Here is a 13,849-nt window from a genome sequence, read left to right on the forward strand (position 1 = left end):
GACGCCTCGTGATCGGCGTCGAGTTGCGAGGCACTACAGTGTTGGCTCGTGAGCGTGCTGGTCATGACCGGGACGGATACCGGTGTCGGCAAGACGGTGGTCACCGCGGCCGCCGCCGCGCTGTTACGCGCGAACGGTCATCGCGTCGCGGTCGTCAAGGCCGCGCAGACCGGGGTCGGTGAGCACGAGGACGCGGATCTCGACGTCGTACGCCGGTACGCCGGTGCGGTGACCACACACGAGATCCGGCGTTTCCCGGAACCGCTCGCCCCGGAGACCGCGGCGCTGCGTAGCGGCCTCCCGCCGGTCACGCCAGGCGAGGCCGCGGAGGCCGCTGCGCGGCTCGACGAGACACACGACTACGTCCTCGTCGAGGGGGCAGGCGGCCTGCTCGTGCGGTTCGACCCGGCAGGCGGCACGCTGGCGGACGTGGCATGGGCACTCGGGGCTCCCGTCGTCGTCGTGGCACGCGCCGGCCTCGGCACGTTGAACGCGACGGCGATGACCGCCGAGGTCGCCGACCGGCGCGGCTTGCACGTCGCCGGTGTGATCATCGGCACCTGGCCGCGTGACCCCGGAACGGCCGAGCTGTGCAACCTGCACGACCTGCCGGTCGCGGCTGCCGCCCCGTTGCTCGGGGCGCTCGACGACGGGCTCGGCGAGGCGGAACCGTCCGCGTTCATCGAGGGTGCCCGCCGGGGGTTGTCCCCGTGGTTGGGCGGGAAGTTCGATCCCGAGCAGTTCACCGCGAAGTCGGCCGGTCGAACGTGATGTTGCTCGCTGTGTACCGGGCCGTGGGGCAGTAGCGTACCGATGCGGCCGGTGGCGACGTTCGGACGGAGTGCGCTGCCGGAGTACGATTCCCGCGGGCGTGCACGCAGCCGAGGTTAGGAGAACGTGTGACCGCAGCAACGCAACAGTCCGAATCGACCGTGGGTGAGCAGGATGTGCTCGCCGTCGCTCGCGAGCAGGTGCTCGAGCGTGGCGTGGGGTTGACCCAGGACCAGGTGCTGCAGGTGCTGCGGCTTGGTGGGGACCGGCTACAGGATCTGCTCGCGCTGGCGCACGATGTCCGTATGCGGTGGTGCGGCCCTGAGGTCGAGGTCGAGGGCATCGTCAGCGTGAAGACCGGTGGGTGCCCCGAGGACTGCCACTTCTGCTCCCAGTCCGGACTGTTCCCCACTCCGGTGCGTGCCGCGTGGCTGGACATCCCGGGGATGGTCCAGGCGGCGAAGGAGACCGCGGAGACCGGCGCGACGGAGTTCTGCATCGTCGCCGCCGTCCGTGGCCCGGACAAGCGCCTGATGTCGCAGGTGCGGGACGGGATCAACGCGATCCGCGAGTCCGGCAACGACATCAACATCGCCTGCTCACTGGGCATGCTCACGCAGGAGCAGGTCGACGAGCTCGTGGAGATGGGGGTACACCGCTACAACCACAACCTGGAGACGGCCCGCTCGCACTTCCCCGAGGTGGTCACCACGCACACCTGGGAGGAGCGCTGGGAGACGCTGCGCATGGTGCGCGAGGCCGGTATGGAGGTGTGCTGCGGCGGGATCGTCGGGATGGGCGAGACCGACGAGCAGCGTGCGGAGTTCGCCGTCCAGCTGGCCGAGCTGGGCCCGCACGAGGTGCCCATGAACTTCCTCGTCCCGCAGGCCGGCACCCCGTACGAGCACTACGAGACCATCGAGGGCCCGGACGCGCTGCGCATCGTCGCGGCGTACCGGCTGGCCATGCCGCGGACGATGCTGCGGTTCGCGGGCGGCCGCGAGCTCACGCTGGGTGACCTCGGCGCCGAGCAGGGCATGCTCGGGGGGATCAACGCGATCATCGTGGGCAACTACCTCACCAACCTGGGGCGGCCTGCCGAGCGGGACCTCTCGATGCTGGAGGACCTCAGCATGCCCATCAAGGCGCTGTCCGACACCCTGTGACCGTCGCTGCCCCGGCCCGCGGGGCCGGGGCAGGCGCTACCGGTGAACACGACAACACGGCAGGAGCGTGATGTGGACGAGCTCTACTGCGTGCACTGCGGCAGAACCGTGGAGCAGTGCGACGCGGCCGCATGCCGCAACGCCCGGACCTCACTGGAACCTCCCCGGTTCTGCGCGCAGTGCGCGCGGCGGATGACCGTGCAGGTCACGCCGAGCGGCTGGACGGCGCGGTGCAGCAGACACGGGGAAACGACCAGCCGTTCCCACCAGGTGTGAGGCGACCGGTAGTGTCCCGTGCCGGGGGTTCTTCAGCTGTACGCGGGAGGTCGTGAGTGCCTAGTTCGCAGGTCGACGGCGAGGGCTCGGTACGTACCGAATCCCGCGATGCCGCGCGGTTCGGCGTGCGCGAGGTGCTGCGCAGGCAGCACCCGAAGGTCGTCGTTAAGGCGGACCTGCTGCCCGCGCTGTCCGTGCTGTCCACCGTCGGTCTGATCGGCATCCCGGTGGGCTGGATCTGGGCCCAGCTGGCACCCCCGCAGCGGGTGCGGGTGCTCTCGGACGGCAGCCTCGTCGCCCCGGAGCTGGAGAGCTGGCACCAGTTCGACGCGCTGGTGATCTTCGCGCTGCTGTGCATCGCCGCGGGCGTGATCGTCGGGGCGCTGGTGTGGATGCTGCGGGAGCGGCGGGGTCCGGTGGCGATGATCGCCGCGGTGTGCGGCTCGCTGCTCGCGGCATGGTTGGCCGGCCTGATGGGCGAGATGTTCGTGGCGGGCATGTACGAGGTGACCGGCGCTCCGGAGGTCGGTGACGTGGTGACCCGGGCGCCCCAGCCGGGTACCCCGCTGGTGCTGGTGGCACAGCCGTTCGCCACCGCGCTGACCTACGGGCTGCTGGCCGCGTGGAACGGTACCGACGATCTTGGCAGGCGGCTGGGCTGACCGTTCACCGGTTCGTACGGGGCGGTAGCCGGGCGTAGCCTGGATGCGGACCCGAATGGAGGAGCGCCTGTGTCGAACGAGGAGGCGGACGGGCCGGCCGGGCGAGTGCGCTTCCCGGGGATCAGCCCACGAGCCTATGAGCATCCCGTCGACAGGGGAGCGCTCGGCGTGCTGCGCTCGGTGCCCGGCTTCGCCGAGGTGGTCAAGACGATCTCGGGACTCTTCGCCGAGCGTGGCGAGCGCATGATGGCGCTGTCGTCGATGATCCGGGTCGGGCCCACGCAGTACCCCGAGCTCGACCGGATACGCCGCGAGTGCGCGGACACGCTCGACGTCCACCCCGCGCCGAGGATGTTCGTCGCGCGGTCCAGTGAGGCAGCCGCCTACACCCTGGGTATGGACGAACCCTTCATCGTGCTCACCACGGACCTCGTCGAGCGGCTGGACGTTCCGGGGCTGCGCTTCGTCGTCGGTCACGAGATGGGGCACGTGCTGTCCGGTCACGCGGTCTACCGCACCCTGCTGTACCGCCTGCTCGGCATGCAGAGCGCCCTGGGATGGATGCCGGTGAGCGCGCTCGCGCTGCGCGCGGTCGTCGCCGCGCTGTCGGAGTGGTACCGCAAGGCAGAGCTGTCCTGCGACCGGGCGGGGTTGCTGTGCGGGCAGGACCCGCCCGCGGCGTTGCGCGTACACGTCATGCTCGCCGGCGGAGTCGATATCGAGCAGGTGGACGTCTCCGCCTTCCTGGAGCAGGCAGCCGAGTACGAGGGCGTGGAGGACCTGCGGGACAGCATTCACAAGCTGCGCGGTATCGAGTACCTCTCGCACCCGCTCGCCGTGGTACGGGCCGATGAGCTGCAGAAGTGGGCGTCGTCGCCGGAGTACCAGGCCGTCCTCGCCGGAGACTACCCGCGGCGGGACGCCGAACGGCCACACACGGCCTGGAGCGAGGACGTTGCGTCGGCGGCACGCTCCTACAAGGATGCCGTGACGACGTCGGCGGACCCGCTGTCGAAGGTATTGACCGGTGTCGGCGAGGCCGTCACCGACGTCGCTGGCAAGGTGTGGCACAAGATGGGTGCCCGCGGCAGCGATCCCGACGAGGGCGACGAGCAGGGCCGCGGCGGCGAATCCGGGTAGGCACCGCGCCCTGACAGGCGCGCGCCTGCGGGCGCACCCGGGTAACGGGAGTCAGCGCGTGCTCGGCGGGCGAAATGCCGCGAAAGGGTCGGTGACCTGCATGCCGTGCTCGGCGAATGTGAACAGCGCTGCGGGGCGACCGCCGGAGCGGCCCGGCGGAACGGTCTCCCCCGTGGTCGCGAGCGCTCCCCGCCTGGTCAGTACGCGCTGCAGGTTCGTCGCCGATACCCGGTAACCGAGTGCGGCGGAGTACAGGTCCCGCAGGGCCGAGATGGTGAAGAGGTCCGGCGCCAGCGCGAAGCCGATATTGGTGTAGCTGAGCTTGGAGCGCAGCCGCTCACGGGCGCGCAACGTGATGGAACCGTGGTCGAACGCGGTGCGGGGTAGCTGCTCCACCGTGTGCCATGAGGTGTCCTCGGGAACGGTCGGCTCGACATCGCTCGGGACGAGGCCGAGGAACGCCGTCGCGACCACCCGTGGACCGGGGACCCGGTCCGGAGTGCTGAACACGGCGAGCTGCTCGACATGCTTGAGCTTGCGCAGGTCGACCTTCTCGGCGAGCTGGCGCCGGATGGACGTCTCGACGTCCTCGTCGTGGCGTAGCCTGCCGCCGGGCAGCGACCAGCGGCCGAGATGCGGCTCGAGCGCGCGCCGCCAGAGGAGTGCCTGCAGCGTGCCGGACCGCACCTGTAGGACTACACACAGAACCTCGTGAGTCACCCGGGTGTCAGTGTTAAGATGGCTACGCACGTTTTCGATCGTAGAGCGAAAACCTGGATGCGTAAAGCGAGCGCACCCGGAATCGCGGATCGAGTGTCGTGCGCGGCGATGCTAGGAGGAAGACCGATGACGGAGACGCTGGCGCAGAACCCGGCGGAGCTCGTTCCCTACGGCGGAGTCGAGGCCGACGCCGCCTGGTTCGACGAGGTGCGACGCCTCGCCTCGGAGCGGGATGCCGTGCTGCTCGCGCACAACTACCAGGTTCCCGAGGTCCAGGAGGTCGCCGACCACGTCGGTGACTCGCTCGCGTTGTCCAGGATCGCCGCCGAGTCGGCCGCGAGCACCATCGTGTTCTGCGGCGTGCATTTCATGGCCGAGACGGCCAAGATCCTCAGCCCCGGCAAGCGGGTGCTGATCCCGGACGCCCGCGCCGGCTGCTCGCTGGCGGAGTCCATCACGGCCGAGCAACTGCGGGCGTGGAAGGCCGAACATCCCGGTGCGGTCGTCGTGTCGTACGTGAACACGACCGCGGAGGTCAAGGCCGAGACGGACATCTGCTGCACATCGTCGAACGCGGTCGAGGTGGTCCGCTCCATACCGGCCGAGACCGACGTGCTGTTCTGCCCAGATCAGTTCCTCGGGGCGCACGTCAAGCGGGAGACGGGCCGGGAGAACCTCTACGTCTGGGCAGGCGAGTGCCACGTGCACGCGGGCATCAACGGCCAGGAGCTCGCACAGCGGGCGGCGGCCAACCCCGACGCCGACCTGTACATCCACCCGGAGTGCGGCTGCGCGACCTCGGCCCTGTACCTGGCAGGGGACGGGGCCGTGCCGAGCGAGCAGGTCAAGATCCTCTCGACGGGGGACATGGTCAAGCAGGCCCGGCAGTCCTCGGCAGAGGAGGTCCTGGTGGCCACGGAGGTCGGCATGCTGCATCAGCTGCGCAAGGCCGCGCCCGAGATCGACTTCCAGGCGGTCAATGACCGGGCTTCCTGCCGCTACATGAAGATGATCACGCCTGCGGCGTTGCTACGCGCCCTGCGGGAGGGCGTCGACGAGGTGCACGTGGACGCCGGTGTCGCGGAGAGCGCGCGCGAGTCGGTGCGCCGCATGGTCTCGATCGGGCAACCGGGTGGCGGAGAATGAACGCGGAGAACCGACTGGTTGACGACCAACAGTCGAAAACCAGTGATTTCTCGGAATGGTCCGCGAGCGCGGACCTGATCGTGGTCGGCAGTGGAATCGCCGGGCTGACCGCGGCGCTGCGGGCGCGGGAGCTGGGGCTGCGCACGCTGGTGGTCACCAAGGGCACGGTCACCGAAAGCAACACGCGCTGGGCCCAGGGCGGACTCGCGGTGGTGCTCGACGGGGGACCCGGCGAGGGGGAAAACGGAGCGGTGCTCGACGGGGGACCCGGCGAGGGGGAAAACGGAGCGGTACTCGACGGGGGACCCGGCGAGGGCGGGGACTCCCCGGAGCGCCACGTCGCGGACACGGTGGCGGCCGGGGGAGGGCTGTGCGACCCGGAGGCCGCACGGAGTGTGATCGGCGGTGGCGCGGCCGCCGTGCGGCGCCTGATGGCTCGTGGCGCCACCTTCGACCCCGTCGCCGGTACGAGCACCGGCCACCGGGACATGCTCGCCCGCACGCGCGAGGGTGGTCACTCGGCGTTCCGGGTGATTCACGCGGGTGGCGATGCCACCGGTGCCGAAGTGGAGCGTGCCCTGGCCGGGGAGGTCACGCGCGCCCGGATCCCCGTGCTCGAACACCACATCGCGGTCGGTGACGTGCCTGCCCCGCACGGCGGGGTCGGGGGACTGCGGGTGCTCGACCCGCACGGCAGCCGGGGGGTGCTGCGAGCGCCTGCCGTGCTGCTGGCCACCGGCGGGTTCGGCCAGCTCTACCAGGCCACGTCCAACCCGGACATCGCCACGGGCGACGGGCTCGCGCTGGCGCTGCGGGCAGGCGCCACGGCCGCGGACCTGGAGTTCGTGCAGTTCCACCCCACGGTGCTCTACGTGCCGGGCGCGCGCGGGCGCTGCCCGCTGGTCACCGAGGCGGTCCGGGGCGAGGGGGCGGTGCTGATCGACGCCGCAGGCGACCGGGTGATGCAGGGGGTGCATCCGCAGGCCGACCTCGCCCCGCGTGATGTCGTCTCGGCCGCGATCACCAGGCGGATGGCGCAGGCCCCGCACGGCGTCGACGACCACGTGTACCTGGACGCCACGGCGGTACCCGACTTCGCGGGCAGGTTCCCCACGGTGCACGCGGCGTGCCTGCGTGCCGGGGTCGACCCGGTGCGCGCCCCGATCCCCGTCGCACCGGCGGCCCACTTCGCCTGTGGCGGTGTCCTCGCCACCCCCGAGGGGCGTACCGACGTGCGGGGCCTGTATGCGGCAGGAGAGGTCGCCCGTACGGGCCTGCACGGGGCGAACCGGCTGGCGTCCAACAGCCTGCTCGAAGGGCTGGTCGTCGGGGAGCGGGCGGCCGAGGCCGTCGCCGCCGACCTGGCCGCCGGCCTGCTGGCGCGGGCACGGCACTCCACGGTTGACCGGGATGAGCCCGCCTGCCGCGTCGAGCGGGACGTGCTGCAGCGCGCGATGAGCAGGTACGCGGCTATCGGCCGCGATGCCGGCGGGCTCAGCACCCTGCGGGAGACCGTGGCTTCGGCGTCCGTCGTGAGCGCCGTGGACGGCCACAGGGACGTGGAGGACGCCGCGCTGACCCTGATCGCGAAAGCCCTGCTCGTCGCGGCAGGCAACCGCACCGAGTCGCGCGGCTGCCACGTCCGCGCGGACTTCGGCGACCGGGACGACGCGCGGTGGCAGCACAGCCAGCGCATCCGGCTCGACCCCTCCGGCGAGCCCGTGCTGACCGCGCCGTTGCCGTTGCGGGACGCGGCGTGACCGCGTGGGTCAGCGAGGCGACGGCGCGGCTGCTGCGCGACTGCTCGCTCGATCCGGAGACGGTGCGGCGCGTGGTGCGCACCGCGCTGGACGAGGACCTGCGACTCGGTCCCGACGCGACGACGGCGGCGACGGTGCCGGCGGGCAGCCGGGCCACCGCCCGGCTGCGGGTCCGCTCCGACGGCGTTCTCGCAGGCGGGGCCGTCGCCCTCGCGGTGTTCGACGCGGTGCTCGGCGCGGACTACGAGCTACTGGAACGGACCGGGGACGGCACGGCACTGCGCGCGGGCAGGCAGGCGCTTGCCGTACGCGGGCCGGTGCACGGGCTGCTCACCGCGGAACGCACCGCCCTGAACCTGCTGTGTCACCTGTCCGGGGTCGCGACGTCCACGGCCGCATGGGTAGCCGAGGTGCGTGGTCACGGCTGCGCGGTGCGCGACTCCCGCAAGACGCTACCCGGGCTGCGCGAGCTGGAGAAGTACGCCGTGCGTGCGGGCGGCGGGGTCAACCACCGGATGGGTCTCGGCGACGCGGTGCTGATCAAGGACAACCACATCGTCGCGGCCGGGTCGGTCACGGCGGCGCTGGCCGCGGTGCGCCGGCATGCCCCGGAGCTGTCCTGCGAGGTCGAGGTCGATGATCTCGACCAGCTCGACGAGGCGCTCGAGGCGGGTGCCGACGAGGTCCTGCTGGACAACTTCGACACCGCGCAGTGCGCCGGGGCCGTGCGGCGCAGGGACACCGTCGCTCCCCGGACGCTGCTGGAGGCGTCGGGTGGGCTGCGGCTGGCCGCGGCGCGCTCGTACGCCGAGACCGGGGTGGACTACCTGGCCGTCGGGGCGCTGACGCACTCCTCACCCGCGCTGGACATTGGTCTGGACCTCGAGTGAGTCGAGGTCGACCCGGTTGGCCAGCGCGCCGGTCGCGCGTCGCGAGGCGTGCGCCCGCTCCGGGTCGATGTCGGCGATGAGCGTCTCTGCGCCCGCGCCCGCCTGCGCGTGCGGCCTGCCGAACGGGTCGACGATCGCGGAGTAGCCGATGCCGGTCGGCGCCTTGCTCGATACCTCCACGCCGGTGGCCGCCGGGTCGGCCTGATCGCAGCCGAGCACCCAGCAGCCCGCGTCCAGGGCACGCGCACGCAGCAGCGCGTCCCACTGCTCGCGCTTGCCGTCGCCCGCTCCCCAGGAGGCCGGTACGACCATAGCGGTGGCGTCGTTCTCGGCCAGCGCGTGGAACAGCGCGGGGAAGCGCACGTCGTAACAGGTCGTCAGACCGAGCCTGAGGTCGCCGGTATCCACCGTGACCAGCGCGTCACCGGGCGCGACGACGCGGGACTCGGAGAAGCCGAACGCGTCGTAGAGGTGGATCTTGTGGTAGCCGAGGTGGTGCCCGTGCCCGGTGACCAGCAGGGTGTTGCGCACCCTGCCCTCGTCGGCCGGGGTGAACATGCCTGCCACGACCAGGACGCCCGCGTCCTCGGCGGCGGCGGCTACCTCACCGGCCCACGGCCCGTCGAGGGGTTCGGCCAGCGGCACCAGCGGTGTGCCGAAGCGTGCCATGGTCGCCTCCGGGAAGACCACGATCGAGGCGCCCTCGGACCGCGCCGTGGACACACCGGTGCGCACGTGCTCGAGGTTGGCCGCCGGATCGGCACTCGCGGTGAACTGGCACAGGGCGATGCGTGGCATGCGCGCCTCCTGCTGGCTGGTACGGCCCCTGGAGTTGGAGCCCGATGTGACGTTCGGTTCTTCTAGGGAACCAAACGTCACATCGGGCTCCAACCCGGATTAAGGTGGGGGCATGCTCGAACGCACCGACTGGCGTGCCGACATCCCCTCGGGCGCCGCCCTGCGAGCATGCCTGCCGCGCGCGGAGGTGAACGTCGACGACGCGCTGCGGGCCGTGCGCCCGCTCGTCGACGACGTCGCCCAGCGTGGCGTGCCTGCCGCATTGGACTACACCGCGCGCTTCGACGCCGTCCGGCCCGACACCGTGCGGGTTCCGCGGGGCGAGCTGGACCGCGCGCTGGCCGAGCTGGACCCGGCCGTCCGTGCCGCGCTCGAGGAGTCCGTCACCCGCGCCAGGGCGGTCCATGCCGACCAGCGGCGCACCGACGTGACGACGAGGGTGGCCGAGGGCGGCACGGTCACCGAGCGGTGGGTTCCCGTTGGCCGGGTGGGCCTGTACGCACCGGGCGGGCTGGCCGCCTATCCCTCGAGCGTGGTCATGAACGTCGTTCCCGCGCAGGAAGCCGGGGTGAGCTCCGTCGTGCTGTGCACCCCACCGCAGGCCGAGTTCGGCGGGCAGCCGCACCCCACCACCCTCGCGGCCGCCGCGCTGCTCGGGGTGGACGAGGTATGGGCTGTCGGGGGAGCCCAGGCGGTGGCCCTGCTCGCCTACGGCGGCACCGACACCGACGGCACGGACCTGGACCCCGTGGACATGGTCACCGGTCCCGGCAACGTGTACCTGACGGCCGCCAAGCGCATGCTGCGCGGGGTGATCGGCATCGACTCCGAGGCGGGCACCACCGAGATCGCGATCCTCGCCGACGACACCGCCGACCCCGCCTACGTCGCCAGTGACCTGATCAGCCAGGCCGAGCACGACCCCGCGGCAGCGAGCGTGCTCGTGACCCCCTCGGTACAGCTCGCCGATGCCGTCGACGCGGAACTGGCGCGCCGGGTGCCCGCGACGAAACACCACGAGCGCGTCACCGAGGCGCTGCGCGGCAGGCAGTCGGGCACCGTGCTGGTGGCGGGCCTCGACGACGGCGTGCGGGTGGTCGACGCCTATGCCGCCGAGCACCTCGAGATCCACACGGCGAACGCCCGCGAGGTCGCCGCGCGGGTACGCAACGCGGGAGCGATCTTCGTCGGCCCGTACGCGCCCGTGTCGCTCGGGGACTACTGCGCGGGCTCCAACCACGTCCTGCCGACCGGCGGGTCGGCGCGGCACTCCGCGGGCCTGTCCGTACAGACCTTCCTGCGTGGCATCCACGTGGTCGACTACAGCGCCGACGCGCTGCGGGAGGTCGCCGGGCACGTGGTCACGCTCGCCGACGTGGAGGACCTGCCCGCGCACGGTGAGGCCGTGCTGGCACGGTTGGGCCCCGCGCGCGGCCGGTCCGGGGACGTCGCCGGGTCGTGACCGCGTCACACGACGTGCCTGCCTCGGACGGGCCGGGCATCGCCGATCTCGCCGCGGTGCGTTCCGACACCCCGGGATGCCGCGAGCAGGTGTTCCTGGACAGTGCGGGCTCGTCGCTTCCGCCTGCGCCGGTGCTGACGACCGTGATCGAGCACCTGCGCAGGGAGTCCGAGGTCGGTGGGTACCGGGCCGCCGCCGAACGGCAGGACGCTCTCGAAGGTGGGTACGGCACGTTCGCCGAGCTGCTCGGCTGCGCACCGGACGAGGTGGCGTTCACGGACAGCGCCACCCGCTCCTGGCTGAGCCTGCTGGATGCGATCCCATTCCGGGAAGGTGACCGCGTGCTGGTCGGCGAGTCCGAGTACGCCGCCAACGCCGTCGCGTTGCTGCGCCACGCCGAGCGATTCGGGACCCGGCTGGAGGTGGTGCCGTCGGACGGCTCCGGCCAGCTCGACGTCGCTGCGCTGCGCGGCCGGCTCGACGAACGGGTCCGGCTGGTATCCGCCGTGCACGTACCCACCCAGGGTGGGCTGGTCAACCCGGTGCGCGAGATCACCCGAGCCGCGCACGAGGCGGGCGCGCTCGTCATGCTGGATGCCTGCCAGTCCGTCGGCCAGCTGCCGGTGCGCATGGACGAGCTCGGCGTGGACATGCTCACCGGAACCGGGCGTAAGTGGCTGCGCGGCCCGCGCGGCACCGGGTTCCTCGCGGTCCGCCGGTCCGTGCTCGACCACCTCGCGCCACGCCAGATCGACCACTCCGGGGCGAGCTGGGTGGCCGAGCGCGCGTACCGGCTGCGGGCGGACGCGCGGGTGTTGCAGCTGTGGGAGACCGGTATCGCCGAGCGTCTCGGGCTGATCCGTGCCGCCGAGTACCTGCTCGAGCTGGGCGTGGCGCAGGTCGCCACCTCCGTTGCCTGGCGGGCGGCCCACCTGCGGGACGCGCTCGCCGACCTACCCGGGGTGCGGGTCCACGACCTGGGTGAGCGCACGTGCGGGATCGTGACGTTCACCGTGACCGGGGTCGATCCGGAACGTGTGCGGGACCGGCTCGCCGAACGAGGTGTCACGGTCACCGTGAGCACCGCGGCCTCCAGCAGGATGGACCTGCCCAGACGCGGGCTCGACGCGGTGGTCCGGGCGTCCCCGCACTACTTCGTCACCGCCGAGCAGCTCGACGCGTGCGTTGCGGCGGTCGCCGACCTGGCGCGGGTACCCGGCATGTCCCCGCGCAGCTGAGCGCCCTGCCACGCCGTACGCTGGTGGGGCACGACCCTGCGCAGCCAAGGACCGAGATGAGCACTGACGAAGTGACCCTGGACGACCTCCCGCTGCGGGAGGACCTGCGCGGCCGCACGCCGTACGGCGCGCCGCAGCTGGATGTCGCCGTCCGGCTGAACACCAACGAGAACCCGTACCCGCCGCCGGTCGAGCTCAGCGCGGACGTCGCAGCCGCGGTGGAGCGCACAGCCGGTCAGCTGCACCGCTACCCGGACCGGGATGCCACGGCCCTGCGCGAGCAGCTCGCCGGGTACCTGAACGCGGTAACGTCCTCTGCGCTGACGGCCGGGCACGTCTGGGCCGCCAACGGCTCGAACGAGGTCCTGCAGCAGGTGCTGCAGGCATTCGGGGGCCCGGGGCGCAGCGCGCTGGGTTTCGTGCCGTCGTACTCGATGCACCCGATCATCGCCGCGGGCACCAGGACGGAGTGGCACGCCGAGCAGCGCCGCGCGGACTTCTCCCTGGATATCGACGCCGCAGTGGCCGCTGTGCTGCGGCTCCGGCCCGATGTGGTGTTCGTGACCAGCCCGAACAACCCGACAGGTGGGTCGGCCTCGCTGGCCGAGCTGCGTGCCCTGCTCGACGCCGCGCCGGCGATCGTGGTCGTCGACGAGGCCTACGCGGAGTTCTCCGAGCAGCCGAGCAGTATCGAGCTGCTCGACGAGTACCCCGGTAAGCTGATCGTGTCGCGGACGATGAGCAAGGCGTTCGCGTTCGCCGGCGGCAGGCTCGGGTACCTCGCGGCGGCGCCCGCGATGGTGGATGCGCTGCAGCTGGTGCGCTTGCCCTACCACCTCTCGGTGCTGACGCAGGCCGCCGCGCGGGCGGCGCTGGAGCACGGGCAGCGGACGCTGGCGTCGGTGGCGACCATCGTCGGCGAACGCAAACGCGTGAGTGCCACCCTCGCGGAGATGGGCTTCCACGTGGTGCCGAGCGACGCGAACTTCGTCCTGTTCGGACAGTTCGCCGACGCGCATCGAGTGTGGACATCCTATTTGGACAACGGTGTCTTGATCAGGGACGTCGGTATAGACGGGTACCTGCGGGTGACCATCGGCACGCCCGAGGAGAACGACGCGTTCCTGGCAGCGAGCAAGGAGGTCGCCAGTGGGCCGGATCGGTAAGGTGGAGCGCGACACCAAGGAGTCGCGTATCGCCGTCGAGGTCGACCTCGACGGCACGGGCAGCGTCGAGGTCGACACGGGTGTGGCGTTCTACGACCATATGCTCACCGCGTTCGGCGTGCACGGCGCGCTCGACCTGCGGGTGCGTGCCGAGGGTGACGTGGAGGTGGATGCGCACCACACGGTGGAGGACACCGCGATCGTGCTCGGCAAGGCGGTCCGCGAGGCGCTCGGTGACAAGAGCGGCATCCGGCGTTTCGGCGATGCCTGGGTCCCGATGGACGAGACGCTCGCGCACGCTGCCGTGGACGTATCGGGGCGGCCGTACTGCGTGCAGCTCGGCGAGCCGGAGCGGTTCGAGAACTTCACCATCGGCGGTAACTACCCGTTCGTGCTCACCAGGCACGTGTTCGAGTCGCTGGCCTTCCACGCCGAGATCGCGCTGCACGTCCGGGTCCTGCACGGCCGGGACCCGCACCACATGGCGGAGGCACAGTACAAGGCGGTCGCGCGCGCGATGCGCGACGCGACGGAGGCCGACCCCCGCATGGGCGGCATCCCGTCCACCAAGGGCACGCTGTAGCGGGTCCGTACCAGCCAGTACCAGCCGGCACCGGGACGGTGCCGGCTGCCGGATGTCGAAGGAGTGACGAA

The 13,849-nt window shown here is 71.7% G+C and carries 14 protein-coding genes; 12 read left to right on the top strand and 2 right to left on the bottom strand.

Annotation, left to right across the window (positions count from 1 at the left end; genetic code table 11):
* Positions 1-48: 48 nt before the first annotated feature.
* The 5 genes from bioD (at position 49) to H0B56_RS08695 (ending at position 4,015) form a co-directional block, all read left to right on the top strand.
* Positions 49-771 (top strand): dethiobiotin synthase, encoded by a 723-nt coding sequence (bioD, locus tag H0B56_RS08675; RefSeq protein WP_180892479.1) that lies wholly within the window; start codon positions 49-51, stop codon positions 769-771.
* A gap of 128 nt (positions 772-899) precedes the next feature.
* Positions 900-1,937 (top strand): biotin synthase BioB, encoded by a 1,038-nt coding sequence (bioB, locus tag H0B56_RS08680; protein ID WP_180892480.1) that lies wholly within the window; start codon positions 900-902, stop codon positions 1,935-1,937.
* 72 nt (positions 1,938-2,009) lie between these two features.
* Positions 2,010-2,213: a biotin synthase auxiliary protein BsaP gene (bsaP, locus tag H0B56_RS08685; protein WP_180892918.1), complete on the top strand. Its 204-nt coding sequence runs from the start codon at positions 2,010-2,012 to the stop codon at positions 2,211-2,213.
* Positions 2,214-2,269: 56 nt separating this feature from the next.
* On the top strand, positions 2,270-2,875 hold the full coding sequence (locus H0B56_RS08690; RefSeq protein WP_343063816.1) for a DUF2567 domain-containing protein: 606 nt from the start codon (positions 2,270-2,272) through the stop codon (positions 2,873-2,875).
* Positions 2,876-2,944: 69 nt separating this feature from the next.
* Positions 2,945-4,015, top strand: a complete 1,071-nt coding sequence (locus H0B56_RS08695) for a M48 family metalloprotease (protein WP_180892481.1) — start codon at positions 2,945-2,947, stop codon at positions 4,013-4,015.
* A gap of 51 nt (positions 4,016-4,066) precedes the next feature.
* Here the strand turns inward: H0B56_RS08695 and H0B56_RS08700 are convergent, their stop codons facing one another.
* Positions 4,067-4,702 (bottom strand): NUDIX domain-containing protein, encoded by a 636-nt coding sequence (locus H0B56_RS08700; protein ID WP_180892482.1) that lies wholly within the window; start codon positions 4,700-4,702, stop codon positions 4,067-4,069.
* A 159-nt stretch (positions 4,703-4,861) separates the two neighbouring features.
* On the opposite strand from H0B56_RS08700, the gene nadA reads away from it, so the two are divergent.
* The 3 genes from nadA to nadC are packed head-to-tail and all read left to right on the top strand — an operon-like array spanning position 4,862 to position 8,531.
* Positions 4,862-5,881, top strand: coding sequence for a quinolinate synthase NadA (nadA, locus tag H0B56_RS08705; RefSeq protein WP_180892483.1), 1,020 nt, complete (start codon positions 4,862-4,864; stop codon positions 5,879-5,881).
* Positions 5,878-7,641 (top strand): L-aspartate oxidase, encoded by a 1,764-nt coding sequence (gene nadB / locus H0B56_RS08710; protein ID WP_180892484.1) that lies wholly within the window; start codon positions 5,878-5,880, stop codon positions 7,639-7,641. The genes nadA and nadB overlap by 4 nt, the downstream gene beginning before the upstream one ends.
* Entirely contained in the window at positions 7,638-8,531 is an 894-nt protein-coding gene (gene nadC, locus H0B56_RS08715) for a carboxylating nicotinate-nucleotide diphosphorylase (protein ID WP_180892485.1), read from the top strand. Before nadB ends, nadC begins: the two co-directional genes overlap by 4 nt.
* Here the strand turns inward: nadC and H0B56_RS08720 are convergent.
* Positions 8,496-9,329 carry a carbon-nitrogen hydrolase family protein gene (locus tag H0B56_RS08720; protein ID WP_180892486.1) on the bottom strand — a complete coding sequence of 278 codons (834 nt, stop codon included), beginning with the start codon at positions 9,327-9,329 and terminating at the stop codon, positions 8,496-8,498. The genes nadC and H0B56_RS08720 overlap by 36 nt on opposite strands.
* 112 nt (positions 9,330-9,441) lie before the next feature.
* On the opposite strand from H0B56_RS08720, the gene hisD reads away from it, so the two are divergent.
* Genes hisD through hisB form a run of 4 tightly spaced genes read left to right on the top strand, consistent with a single transcriptional unit; the run spans position 9,442 to position 13,778 of the window.
* Entirely contained in the window at positions 9,442-10,791 is a 1,350-nt protein-coding gene (gene hisD / locus H0B56_RS08725) for a histidinol dehydrogenase (protein ID WP_180892487.1), read from the top strand.
* On the top strand, positions 10,788-12,029 hold the full coding sequence (locus tag H0B56_RS08730) for an aminotransferase class V-fold PLP-dependent enzyme (RefSeq protein WP_343063817.1): 1,242 nt from the start codon (positions 10,788-10,790) through the stop codon (positions 12,027-12,029). Before hisD ends, H0B56_RS08730 begins: the two co-directional genes overlap by 4 nt.
* A 56-nt stretch (positions 12,030-12,085) precedes the next feature.
* Complete coding sequence (locus H0B56_RS08735) at positions 12,086-13,195, top strand: histidinol-phosphate transaminase (protein WP_180892488.1); 1,110 nt, start codon at positions 12,086-12,088, stop codon at positions 13,193-13,195.
* Positions 13,179-13,778: an imidazoleglycerol-phosphate dehydratase HisB gene (hisB, locus tag H0B56_RS08740; protein WP_180892489.1), complete on the top strand. Its 600-nt coding sequence runs from the start codon at positions 13,179-13,181 to the stop codon at positions 13,776-13,778. The genes H0B56_RS08735 and hisB overlap by 17 nt, the downstream gene beginning before the upstream one ends.
* Positions 13,779-13,849 lie beyond the last annotated feature (71 nt).

Origin of the sequence: Haloechinothrix aidingensis, from assembly GCF_013450155.1 — a bacterium.
Classification (GTDB): Bacteria; Actinomycetota; Actinomycetes; order Mycobacteriales; family Pseudonocardiaceae; genus Haloechinothrix; species Haloechinothrix aidingensis.

Coding starts and splice junctions, on each gene's coding strand:
- H0B56_RS08735 (WP_180892488.1), top strand. CDS start 12,086: ATGAGCACTGACGAAGTGACCCTGGACGACCTCCCGCTGCGGGAGGAC.
- nadB (WP_180892484.1), top strand. CDS start 5,878: ATGAACGCGGAGAACCGACTGGTTGACGACCAACAGTCGAAAACCAGT.
- hisD (WP_180892487.1), top strand. CDS start 9,442: ATGCTCGAACGCACCGACTGGCGTGCCGACATCCCCTCGGGCGCCGCC.
- H0B56_RS08720 (WP_180892486.1), bottom strand. CDS start 9,329: ATGCCACGCATCGCCCTGTGCCAGTTCACCGCGAGTGCCGATCCGGCG.
- nadA (WP_180892483.1), top strand. CDS start 4,862: ATGACGGAGACGCTGGCGCAGAACCCGGCGGAGCTCGTTCCCTACGGC.